The sequence below is a fragment of the Allostella sp. genome, from assembly GCF_041913585.1.
GTDB lineage: Bacteria > Pseudomonadota > Alphaproteobacteria > ATCC43930 > Allostellaceae > Allostella.
Genome location: NZ_JAYSFE010000014.1, coordinates 40,807 through 52,568, shown reverse-complemented (window position 1 = coordinate 52,568; position 11,762 = coordinate 40,807). Strand labels below are relative to the sequence as shown.

Sequence of the window (11,762 nt, the reverse complement as noted above, 5' to 3'; positions counted from 1 at the left end):
CCCGAGATGATCAAGGAGGTGCTGGACGTCATGGTCCAGCTCGCCGAGGACGGCATGACGATGGTCTGCGTCACCCACGAGATGGGGTTCGCGCGCACCGTCGCCGACACCATGATCTTCATGGACCTCGGCGAGATCGTCGAGACCGCGCCGCCGTCGCAGTTCTTCAACGATCCCAAGAGCGACCGCACCCGGCTCTTCCTCAGCCAGATCCTGCGTCACTGACGAGACAGCTTGCGGCGCCCGCGGAAAGGGCGGCTCCGGCCGCCCTTTCTCGTCGCACGCCTGGCTGCGCCCGTGCCACATTCCGTCCCCGAAACGGATATCCGGGGGGGCGGGGATGGCCGGGTTGACGCTGCAGATCGTCCATGTCGGCGACATCGAACTCGACGCCGGGACGCTCGACCGCATCCCGCGACTGGCCGCCGTGGTCGAGGGGCTGGCCCGCCAGCACGACAACGCGCTGGTCGTCTCCGCCGGCGGCAACTTCCTTCCCGGGCCGCTGCTGCGGGCCGGCGGCGGCCCCCCGGGCGCCGCCGGCCGGGCGGCGGCGGGGAACGCGCGGCGCGGGCGGCCCGCCCGCAAACACCGCGAGCGGGCGGGCGCGGGGCAGGCCGGCCTCGACCCCGGCCCCGCGCGGATCGACGTCGCCATCCTCAACGCCATCGGGCTCCAGGCGTCCGCCCTCGGCAACCAGGAGTTCGACCTCGGCACCGGCGCGCTGGCCGCTGCCATCGCGCCGCACGTCGGCGATGGCGACCTCGCCGGGGTGCGCTGGCTGGGGACGGCCTTCCCCTATCTCGCCGCCAACCTCGACACCGGCCGCGACCCGGACCTGGCGCCCCTGACCACCAATGCGGTCCTGCCGGCGGACGCCTTCGCCGGCACGGCCGACGATCCGGACGGCGCGGCCGACGCGGCCCGCATCGCGGCGGCGACGATCGTCACGGTCGGCGGCGAGCGGGTCGGCATCGTCGGCGTGACCACGCCGCTGCTGGAACTCGTCTCCTCGCCGGAGCCGACCACCGTCGCCGACACGCCCGATGCCGCGGCGCTGGCGGCGCTGCTGCAGCCCGTCATCGACGGGCTGTGCGCCCAGGACATCGACAAGATCGTCCTCCTCGCCCATCTCGACGACCTGGCGGCGGCCGAGGCGCTGGCGCCGCTCCTCGCCGGCGTCGACGTCATCGTCGCCGGCGGCACCACTGCGCCCGCGCCGGACGCCTATCCGATCCGGCTCGCCGGCCTCGACGGCGACCCGGTCCTCGTCGTCGCCACCGATGGCGCGCAGGAAACGGTCGGCCGCATCACCCTCACCTTCGACGAGGCCGGCCGCGTGACGTCGGTCGAGGACGCCCGACAGTTCCAGCCGGACGATGCCGTCGTCCAGGCCCTGTGGGGTGACGCCGATCCCTACGGCGCGGGCACGGCCGGTGGCGAGGTGGCCGCGCTCGTCGATGCGGCCCGGGCGGTAATCGCGACCAAGGACGGCGAGATCGTCGGCCGGACCGACGTCTTCCTCGACGGCCGCCCCGGACGGGCCGAGACGGAGGAGACGAACCTGGGCGACCTCGTCACCGACGCCGATCTCGCGGCGGCGCGTGCGGTCGATCCCACCGTCATGGTCGCCTTCAAGAACGGCGGCGCGATCGGCGCCTCGATCGGCCGCGTCGTTCCGGACGGCCGGGGCGGATTCATCACCCTGCCGCCGGCGGCCAACCCCGATTCCGGCAAGGCGGCCGGCGAGATTTCCCGTCTCGACGTCGAGAGCGTGCTGCCGTTCGACAACCCGCTGCAGATGGTGACGCTGACGCGCGCCCAGCTGGTCGCGACGCTGGAGCATGCGCTGGGCGCGCTCGACCCGGGCGGCATCGTCGGATCGTTCCCGCAGGTCGCCGGGATGGCCTTCGCCTTCGATCCCGACGCCGCGGCGGGGGCGCGCATCCGGTCCGCCGCCATCCTCGACGACGGGGGGACGGTCGTCGACGTGCTGGTGCGCGACGGGGCGCTGGTCGGCGATCCCCTCCTGCCGGTGCGCGTCGTCACCATCGCCTTCCTCGCCGATGGTGGCGACGGCTACCCGCTGGCGGACTTCGTCGCGGCCGACCCGGCCTTCGCCGACCGGGTGGAACTCGCCGCCGCCGGCGGCATGGCGAGCGAGCAGCAGGCGCTCGCGTCCCATCTCTCGGTGAATTTCGCCGCGACCCCCTTCGCCGCCGCCGAGACGGAGGCGGCCGCGGACGGGCGCGTCCAGAACCTCGACGAACGCCAGGACGGCGTGTTCGACGCGCCGCACGATCTCGCGGGCTCGGCCGGCGGCGACGCGCTGACCGGCGGGCCGGCGGCGGACACCCTGGCGGGGGCCGGCGGCGACGACACGATCGACGGCGCCGCCGGCGACGACCTGCTGCTGGGCGGCGCCGGCTTCGACATTCTGGAGGCCGGCGCCGGCGCCGATTTCGTGCTGGGCGGCGATTTCGCCGACGTGATCGACGGCGCGGCCGGCGACGACCGGCTGCTCGCCGGCAATGCCGGCACCGACCGCATCTTCGGCGGGACGGGCGACGACCGGCTGCACGGCGGCCAGGACGGCGACACGCTGGAGGGCGGTGCCGGCGCCGACACCCTGTCCGGCGACCGCGGCGACGATCTCCTCTTCGGTGGCGACGGGGCCGACCGCTTCGCCTTCGCGGCCGGGCACGGGCAGGACCGCATCCTCGACTTCGATCCCGACGAGGACCGCATCGTGCTGACGCCCGGAATGGAATGGCGGGCCGTCGCCGTCGGCGACGGCCTCCGGCTCGATCTGTCCGGCGGCGGCGCCGTGCTGCTGGAAGGCTGGAGTCCGGGGCCGGCGGTGGCCGACCTCGTGCTCTTCTCCAGCTGACGTAACCGAACCGACACCGAACCGTTTCCGATCCTTCGCCGGATCGTAGCGGGGCCGTTACGCCCCGCGGCTACCCCTGGCCGTCCTTCGCCAACCGGACCGGGCGGACCGGTTGGCCTTCCATTCAACCGGGGGCGGTCATGGCCAACTACACCCTGCAGATTCTCCATGCCTCGGATTTCGAGGCCGGCGTCGCCGCGATCGAGAAGGCACCCAACTTCGCCGCGATCGTCGACGCGCTGGAGGAGACCTACGACAACACCCTCATCCTGTCCTCGGGCGACAACTTCATCCCGGGCCCGTTCCTGTCGTCGGGCAGCGATCCGTCGGTCCGCGACGAGTTGCAGGCGGCCTACAACGAACTCTACGGCCTGCCCGCCGACCTCAACGGCGACGGCGTCGCCGAATCCTTCGCCGACCTGCGCGAGGGCGGCGCCCGCCTCGACATCGCGATCCTGAACGCGATCGGCATTCAGGCCTCGGCGCTGGGCAACCACGAGTTCGACCTCGGCACCAGCCCGCTGCGCGAGGCGATCGGCCAGGACATCCGCGGGGCGCTGCCCCAGAACGTGCGCTGGCTCGGCGTCGACTTCCCCTATCTCAGCGCCAATCTCGATTTCTCCAAGGACGCCAGCCTGGCGCCGATCTACACCAGCCTGACCCGCGAGGCGTCCGACTTCGCGGCGGCGCTGACCGACCTCAACGGCGCCACCGACGGCCGCAAGATCGCGCCCGCGACCATCATCACCGTCAACGGCGAGCAGATCGGCATCGTCGGCGCCACCACCCCGGAACTGGAGCGCATCTCCTCGACCGGCGACACCGACGTCAAGGGTCCGGGCGCCGGCACCCAGGACATGCAGGCGCTGGCGCAGGTCATCCAGCCGACCATCGACGCGCTGATCGCCCAGGGCATCGACAAGATCATCCTGCTGTCGCACCTGCAGCAGCTCGGCCTGGAGCAGCAGCTGGCCCCGCTGCTCAAGGGCGTCGACATCATCATCGCCGGCGGCTCGCACACGCTGCTCGCCGATGCCGAGGACGTCGCCAACGGCCTGCAGCCGGGCGACACGCCGGCCGGCACCTATCCGATCGTGACCCAGAACGCCGACGGCGACCCGCTCCTCATCGTCAACACCGACAGCAACTACGAGTATGTCGGCCGCCTCGTCGTCGATTTCGACGAGCAGGGCCGGCTGCTTCCCGGCAGCGTCGATGCCGCGGAGAGCGGTGCCTTCGCGACGACGGACGAGAACGTCGCCGAGCTCTGGGGCTCCGAGGCGGCCGCCTTCGCCGAGGGCACGAAGGGCGCCATCGTCGCCGATCTGGTGTCGGGTGCGGAAGGCGTGATCGTCGCCAAGGACGGCCTCGTCTTCGGCCGGACCGACGTCTTCCTCGACGGCCGCCGGACCGAGGTGCGGGTCGAGGAGACCAATCTCGGCAACCTCACGGCGGACGCCAACCTCGCCCGCGGTCGGGAGGTCGACCCGACCGTGACCGTGAGCATCAAGAACGGCGGCGGCATCCGCGAGCCGATCGGCGTCGTCGAGCAGATCGGCCTCGGCGAGACCAACGAACTGCCGCCTGCGGCGAACCCGCTGGCCGGCAAGGAGGAGGGCGACATCTCCCGCCTCGACATCGAGAACGCGCTGCGCTTCAACAACGGTCTGACCCTGCTGACGGTCTCCCGCGCCCAGCTCGTCGAGGTGCTGGAGCATGCGGTCCGCGCGGTCGCGCCCGGCGCCACGCCCGGCCAGTTCGCGCAGGTCAGCGGCATCGCCTACAGCTACGACCCCGACCTGCCGGCCGGCCAGCGCATCGTCTCGGCGGCGCTGACCGACGCCGACGGCCGGGTGACGGACGTGCTGGTGCAGGGCGGCGAGCTGGTCGGCAACGCCGATGCGCCGGTCCGCCTCGTCACCCTCAACTTCATGGCCGACGGCGGCGACGGCTATCCGTTCAAGACCTTCCTCGAGGCCGATCCGGCGTTCGCCGACCGCGTCGACCTCGCGTCCGAGGATGCCGACCGCGACGGCGTGCTCGACCCGGGCGAGGACCTCAACAGGAACGGCGTGCTCGACCTCGCCGCCGACCTCGACGCCGGCGCCGCGACCTTCGCCGCTTCCAGCAGCGAGCAGGACGCGATGGCGGACTACGTCGCCGAGCGCTACTCCGAGACGCCCTACGACATCGTCGATACGGGTCCCGAAGGCGACCTGCGCATCCAGAACCTCAATGCCCGCGCCGACAGCGTGCTCGACGGTCCCTACGACCTCGCCGGCACCGACGGCTCCGACCTGCTGACCGGCACCGACGGCGCCGACACCGTCAGCGGCGGCCTCGGCGCCGACACCGTCGTCGGCCTGGGCGGCATGGACCTGCTGTTCGGCGGCCAGGGCGGCGACCTGCTGCTCGGCGGCGAGGGTTCGGACTATGTCCTGGCGGGCCAGGGCGACGACGCGGTGGACGGCGGCAGCGGTTCGGATCCCTTCCTCAACGGCAATCTCGGCGACGACCTCGTCCGCGGCGGCGACGGCGACGACCGGCTGTGGGGCGGCAAGGGCAACGACACGCTGGAGGGCGGCGCCGGCGCGGACACGCTCGCGGGCGACCGCGGCGACGACCGGCTCGCCGGCGGCGACGGGGCGGACCGCTTCGTCTACCAGGCGCTGCCGCCGGCCCCGACCAACCAGATCCAGCTCACCGCGATCGGCACCTACGATCACGGCGGCTTCGACGAGGGCGCGGCCGAAACCCTGTCCTACGATCCGGCCACCAAGCGTCTCTTCGTCTCGAACGCCGAGGCGAACACGCTCGATGTCCTCGACCTCGGCGATCCGTCGCACCCGAAGCTGGTGACCGCGATTCCGCTGGACGCGTTCGGCGGCAGCGTCAACAGCGTCGCGGTCAAGAACGGCGTCGTCGCCGCGGCGGTGGCCAGCAACCAGGACGGCCAGGCCGGCGTCGTGGCGTTCTTCGACACCGACGGCCGGGTGCTGGGCCAGACGACGGTGGGCGTGCTGCCGGACATGCTGACCTTCACGGCGGACGGCAGCAGGCTGCTGGTCGCCAACGAGGGCGAGCGCGTCGGCGATCCGGGACCGGACCAGATCGATCCGCCCGGCTCGATCAGCATCGTCGACCTCGCGGGCGGCGTCGGCGCGGCGACCGTGACCACGCTCGGCTTCGGCGGTTTCGAGGGCCAGCGCGACGCGCTGGAGGCGGCCGGGCTCCGGGTCACCCCGGGCAAGTCGCTGGCGACCGATCTCGAGCCGGAATACATCACCGTCACGCCCGACGGCACCACGGCCTATGTCTCGCTCCAGGAGGCCAACGCCTTCGCGGTCGTCGATCTCGCCACCAGGACCATCACCGAGATCCTGCCGCTCGGCTACAAGGACTTCGGCCTGCCCGGCATGGGCTTCGACGCCTCCGACCGGGACGGTGCCGTCGCCATCCGCAACTGGCCGGTCAAGGGCATCTACGAGCCGGACGCGATCGCCAGCTTCCAGGTCGGCGGCCAGACGTACATCGTCACTGCCAACGAGGGCGATGCCCGCAGCGACGGCAGCGACGAGGAGCGGCTCGGCGACCTCGAACTCGACCCGACGCGCTTCCCGAACGCGGCGGACCTGCTCGAAAGCGAGAATCTCGGCCGCCTCAACGTCTCGCTGATCGACGGCGACACGGACGGCGACGGCGATCTCGACGAGATCGTCACCTTCGGCGGCCGCAGCTTCTCGATCTTCGACGCCGACGGCGAACTCGTCTTCGACAGCGGCGACCAGTTCGAGCGCATCGTCGCGGCCGCCTATCCCAACAACTTCAACGCCGACAACGGCGGCAACGATTTCGACAATCGCAGCGACAACAAGGGACCGGAGCCGGAGGCGGTCGCCGTCGGCGTCGTCGGCGACCGGACCTACGCCTTCGTCGGCCTGGAGCGGGTCGGCGGCATCATGGTCTACGACATCACCGATCCGGCTGGCGCCCGCTTCGTCCAGTACGTCAACAACCGCGACTTCACCCAGGACATCGAGACCGCGGCCGCCGGCGACAGCGGCCCGGAGGTCGTGCAGTTCGTCCCGGCGGCGGCCAGCCCGACCGGCAGCGCGATGCTGCTGGTCGCCAACGAGATCAGCGGCACCACGACGATCTACGACATCTCCGGCCTCGGCGGGATTTCGGAGGTCGCCGACCCCGGCTACGACCGGATCGCCGACTTCGATCTCGCCCAGGACCGGATCGTGCTGGCGACGGGGATGACCTATCAGCTCGGCGCGGCGGCGGACGGCGACGCGCTGCTGACCCTGAGCGACGGCCAGCGGCTGGAACTGGACGGCCTCGCGGTCGCCCAGGTGCAGCCGTCGATCGCCGACCTGGTGCTGTTCGCCTGAGGGCGGGCGGGCGGGGGCAGGGCCCCCGCCCGTGCCGCGCTACTTGCCGGCCGGGCCGGTCGCGACCGGGGTGTCGCCGGGCAGGCCCCACTCGGCCCAGGACCCGTCATAGAGGGCGAGGTCCTTCTTCCCCAGGAGATGCAGGCCGAGATAGAGGATCGCCGCCGTGATCCCCGATCCGCAGCTCGTGACGACGGGCCGGTCGAGGTCGACGCCGGCGCCCTCGAACACCGCCTTCAGCCGGTCGGCCGGCAGGTAGGTCTTGTCCTTGGGGTCGAGCAGGTCGGGATAGGGCACGTTCAGGCTCTCTGGAATGCGCCCCTGGCGGCGGCCGGGCCAGACTTCCGCCGCCTCGCCGCGCCAGCGCTCGGCGGCGCGCGCGTCCACCACCTGCTCGAAGCCGGCGGCGATGTTGGCGCGGATCTGCTCCTTGTGGCGCACCCGCGCCGGATCGAAGCTCGCGACGTAGGTGGTGGCCGCCGGCCGCACCACGCCCGCCTCGACCGGCCGCCCCTCGGCCTGCCACTTCGGCAGGCCGCCGTCGAGGACCGAGACCTTGGCGTGGCCGAAGATGCGCAGGGTCCACCAGACGCGCGCGGCGCTGACGAGGCCCAACGCGTCGTAGACGACGACATGGTCGGCGTTGGCGATGCCGCGCTCGCCCATGGCGCGGGCGAAGGCGTCCGCCGACGGCAGCATGTGCGGCAGCGGCGAATTGTGGTCGGCGACGGCGTCGACGTCGAAGAAGACGGCGCCGGGGATGTGCCTGGCCGCGTACTCGGCGGCGGCATCGCGCTTCAGGTTGGGCAGGAAGTAGCTGCCGTCGAGGACCCGGACGCCGGGCGCGTCCAGGTTCCGGGCCAGCCACTCGGTCGAGACCAGCGCATCGGGATTGGCATATTGCATGGGGACGTTTCCTGGCTTCCGGATCAGGCGAAGGCGATGACGACGCGGCGGTTCTGCCGCCCCTTGTTCTCGATCTTGGCGACCTCGACCCGCCCGATCTCGCCGGTGCGGCGGACATGGGTCCCGCCACAGGGCTGGAGGTCGACGCCGGCGATGTCGAGGAGCCGCACCCGGCCGTGGCCGGCGGGCGGCTTGACCGACATGGTGCGCACGAGTTCCGGCCGTTCGGCCATCTCCGCGTCGGTGATCCAGCGCGGCTCGACCGGGTGGTCGGCCGCGATCAGCGCGTTCAGCTTCTCGGTCAGGACGCCCTTGTCGAGCGCCTCGCCCGGGACGTCGAAATCGAGCCGCGAGCGCTCGGCCCCGACCTGGCCGCCGGTGACCGCCCCGGGGACGACCGCGCAGAGGAGGTGCATGCAGGTGTGCATGCGCATGTGGCGGTGGCGGCGTTCCCAGTCGATCGCGGCGACGACGGCCGCGCCCGCCTCGGGCAGGGCGCTGCCGGGGGCCGGGATATGGAGGATCTGGTCCGGCCCTTCGCCCTTCACCGTGTCGACGATGGCGACGCGGCCGCCGTCGGCGAGGCGGATCTCGCCGGTATCGCCCGGCTGGCCGCCGCCCGTCGGGTAGAAGACGGTGCGGTCGAGGACGATGCCGCGGGCATCGGCCGACAGCACGTTGGCGGCGCATTCGCGGAGATAGGCGTCGTCGCGGAAGACGGCTTCGGTCATGGTCGCCTCACGCCAGCCAGGAGGGGACGGGCAGGTTCTTCTCCCTGAGGAAGGCCGGGTTGAAGAGCTTGGACTGGTAGCGGGTGCCGTAGTCGCAGAGCACCGTCACGATCGTATGCCCGGGACCCAGCTGCTGCGCCACCTTGATGGCGCCGCCGATGTTGATGCCGCTCGACCCGCCGAGGATCAGTCCTTCCTCCTTCACCAGGTCGAAGATGATGGGCAGCGCCTCCTCGTCCGTCACGCGCACCTGGTCGTCGATCGGCGCGCCTTCGAGGTTCCGGGTGATGCGGCCCTGGCCGATCCCCTCGGTGATGGAACTGCCTTCGGACTTCAGCTCGCCATGGGCATACCAGTTGTAGAGGGCGGCCCCCATCGGGTCGGCCAGCACGATCCGGATGTCCTTGTTGCGCGCCTTCAGCGCCATGCCGGTGCCGGCGAGGGTGCCGCCGCTGCCGACGGCGCAGGTGAAGGCGTCGACCCGGCCCCCGGTCTGTTCCCAGATCTCGGGGCCGGTCGTGTCGATATGCGCCTGGCGGTTGGCGACATTGTCGAACTGGTTGGCCCAGATGGCACCGTTCGGCTCGGTCTTCGCCAGTTCCTCGGCGAGCCGGCCCGACTGCTTGATGTAGTTGTCGGGATTGGCGTAGGGGACCGCCGGGACGAGGCGAAGGTCGGCGCCGCACAGGCGCAGCATGTCCTTCTTCTCCTGGCTCTGGGTCTCCGGCATGACGATGACGGTGCGGTATCCGAGCGCGTTGCCGACCAGCGCCAGGCCGATGCCGGTATTGCCGGCGGTGCCCTCGACGACGACGCCGCCCGGGCGCAGCAGGCCCCGCCGCTCGGCGTCGCGGATGATCGAGAGGGCGGCGCGGTCCTTCACCGAGCCGCCGGGATTGAGGAACTCCGCCTTGCCGAGGATCGTGCAGCCCGTCATCTCGGAGGCGCGGCGCAGCCTGACGAGGGGCGTGCGGCCGATCGTGCCGGTGAATCCGTCGCGGATGTCCATGGAGGCTCCTGGATTGCTGGCGGGGAATCCTGGCCAGCCGGAGTAGCGAAATTCGCCCGCCCTGACCAGAGCGGTTGCCGCATGGCTGCCCCCGGCCGGGGGCGACCGGTCAGCTCAGCCCGACCACCGGGATGGCCGCGCCGTGAATGGCGCGGGCGCGCTCCGACGCCAGGAACAGGATGACGTCGGCCAGCGCCTCGCGGGCGACCCAGCGGGCGGGATCGGCCCCGGGCATGTCGGCGCGGTTGGCCGGCGTGTCGATGATGCTGGGCATGACGCAGTTGACGTTGATGCCGCTCTCGCGGAGTTCGCCCGCCATCGCCTCGGTCAGGCGCAGCACCGCCGACTTGGCGACGGCATAGGCGCCCATCGCCGGCGCCGCGCGGAGCGCTCCCATCGCGGCGACGTTGACGATGCGCCCGCGCCCCCGCGCCGTCATCGCCGGCACAACCGCGCGCGCCATGTTGAGGACGCTGACGGCATTGCGGCCCAGCATGTCCTCCCACAGGGCGGGCGGCGTCTCGTGAACCGCGGGACCCATGGCGAAGCCGCCGGCGATGTTGCAGAGGATGTCGACCTCGGCGGCGAGCGGGCCGATCGCCGCGCCGACCGCGGCCGGGTCGGTGACGTCGACCGCGACCTGCCGGTGGGCCGGGCCGAACGCCCCTGCCAGCCGGTCCGCTGCGACGTCGACGACGATCATCGTCGCGCCCGCCGCCGCGAAGGTCTCGACCACCGTGCGGCCGAGGGCGCCGGCAGCGCCGGTCACCATCACCGTCGTGTTCTGGAACTCCATCGCCGATCTCCCTGGTGGGTGTACCCGGGAGTCTAGCGCATCCGCATGACCCGCCGGCGGTTCCGTGCTAACCAGACGGCGTCCGACCCCGCTCGCGATTCCGAGGGTTCCGCCATGGGCCAGGTGATCCGCTACGTCCCGCTGCTCGCCTTCGTCGTGGTCGCCTACAACGTCGTGGCGGCGATCTCGGTCGACCTGCTCGACCGCACCCTCTTCAGCCTCGGCCTCCTCTCCGGCAAGGCGTTCGTCTTTCAGGTCAAGGACGCGCTGATCTTCGCCGCGCTGATCCTGCTCTATGGCGAGCTCAGCAAGGCGACGCGGACGACCAACGTCTCGATCATGGACCACACGCTGTCGCTCGGCCTGCTGCTGGTCTGTCTCGTGGAACTGATCGTGGTGCCCTTCGCCGGCACCGCGACCTTCTTCCTGCTGACGGTGATGGCGCTGATCGACGTGGTGGCCGGCTTCACCATCACCATCACCGGCGCCAAGCGCGATCTCAACGCCATTCCCCCCGGCGCCAACTGACCGGAGGCGGCAAGGCCTGCGGCCGGGGCCGGCGCTTGACTTCCCTCTGGATAACCCCGAAAAACCGGGCTTCCGCTGGACCCCGGGGCGTAGCTCAGCCTGGTAGAGTGCCTGCTTTGGGAGCAGGATGCCGGAGGTTCGAATCCTCTCGCCCCGACCAGCGGGCATGGCAACGAGGCGGGACCCGTGGGTGATGGCTGAGGCACGTATCTACGTTCCGGCGAAGTCGGCGATGCAGTCCGGGCGGGCCGGGACGCGCGAATGGGTGCTGGAGTTCGTGCCGGCCGAGCGCAAGCGGCACGACCCGCTGATGGGCTGGATCAGTTCCGGCGACACCCGCCAGCAGGTCCGCCTCCGCTTCGCGTCGCGCGAGGAGGCGGAGGCGCACGCCGGCCGCCTCGGGCTCGCCTTCACGGTGCAGGCGCCGCACGAGCGCACGATCCGGCCCAAGTCCTATGCCGACAATTTCCGGTACGATCGGGTGCGCGGCTGACCCCGCGCGCCCGGC

General features: G+C 71.7%; 8 protein-coding genes, 1 tRNA gene and 1 pseudogene. 6 read left to right on the top strand and 4 right to left on the bottom strand.

Going from position 1 to position 11,762, the window contains the following annotated elements; all coding sequences use genetic code 11:
* The 3 genes and pseudogenes from ACE3Q3_RS04655 to ACE3Q3_RS04645 all read left to right on the top strand — a co-directional run.
* A pseudogene (locus ACE3Q3_RS04655) lies at window positions 1–225 on the top strand (amino acid ABC transporter ATP-binding protein); the annotation flags it as partial.
* A gap of 124 nt (window positions 226–349) precedes the next feature.
* On the top strand, window positions 350–2,887 hold the full coding sequence (locus ACE3Q3_RS04650) for a 5'-nucleotidase C-terminal domain-containing protein (protein ID WP_374442591.1): 2,538 nt from the start codon (window positions 350–352) through the stop codon (window positions 2,885–2,887).
* A 140-nt stretch (window positions 2,888–3,027) separates the two neighbouring features.
* Window positions 3,028–7,284 carry a choice-of-anchor I family protein gene (locus ACE3Q3_RS04645; RefSeq protein WP_374442588.1) on the top strand — a complete coding sequence of 1,419 codons (4,257 nt, stop codon included), beginning with the start codon at window positions 3,028–3,030 and terminating at the stop codon, window positions 7,282–7,284.
* 39 nt (window positions 7,285–7,323) lie between these two features.
* Here ACE3Q3_RS04645 and sseA read toward each other — a convergent pair whose 3' ends face one another.
* The 4 genes from sseA to ACE3Q3_RS04625 all read right to left on the bottom strand — a co-directional run bounded on the left by sseA (window position 7,324) and on the right by ACE3Q3_RS04625 (window position 10,726).
* Entirely contained in the window at window positions 7,324–8,190 is an 867-nt protein-coding gene (gene sseA / locus ACE3Q3_RS04640) for a 3-mercaptopyruvate sulfurtransferase (RefSeq protein ID WP_374442584.1), read from the bottom strand.
* Between the two features lie 23 nt (window positions 8,191–8,213).
* Entirely contained in the window at window positions 8,214–8,921 is a 708-nt protein-coding gene (locus ACE3Q3_RS04635) for an alanyl-tRNA editing protein (protein ID WP_374442582.1), read from the bottom strand.
* Window positions 8,922–8,928: 7 nt separating this feature from the next.
* Window positions 8,929–9,930 (bottom strand): cysteine synthase A, encoded by a 1,002-nt coding sequence (locus ACE3Q3_RS04630; RefSeq protein WP_374442579.1) that lies wholly within the window; start codon window positions 9,928–9,930, stop codon window positions 8,929–8,931.
* A 109-nt stretch (window positions 9,931–10,039) separates the two neighbouring features.
* The gene (locus tag ACE3Q3_RS04625; RefSeq protein WP_374442576.1) at window positions 10,040–10,726 is read right to left on the bottom strand and encodes an SDR family NAD(P)-dependent oxidoreductase; all 687 of its coding nucleotides are present in this window, start codon (window positions 10,724–10,726) and stop codon (window positions 10,040–10,042) included.
* A 114-nt stretch (window positions 10,727–10,840) separates the two neighbouring features.
* Between ACE3Q3_RS04625 and ACE3Q3_RS04620 the strand changes: the two genes are divergently transcribed.
* The 3 genes from ACE3Q3_RS04620 (at window position 10,841) to ACE3Q3_RS04610 (ending at window position 11,747) form a co-directional block, all read left to right on the top strand.
* Window positions 10,841–11,254: a hypothetical protein gene (locus ACE3Q3_RS04620; protein WP_374442573.1), complete on the top strand. Its 414-nt coding sequence runs from the start codon at window positions 10,841–10,843 to the stop codon at window positions 11,252–11,254.
* 83 nt (window positions 11,255–11,337) lie between these two features.
* A tRNA-Pro gene (locus ACE3Q3_RS04615) sits at window positions 11,338–11,414 on the top strand.
* 33 nt (window positions 11,415–11,447) lie between these two features.
* Window positions 11,448–11,747, top strand: coding sequence for an ETC complex I subunit (locus tag ACE3Q3_RS04610; RefSeq protein WP_374442570.1), 300 nt, complete (start codon window positions 11,448–11,450; stop codon window positions 11,745–11,747).
* The last annotated feature ends 15 nt before the right edge of the window (window positions 11,748–11,762 follow it).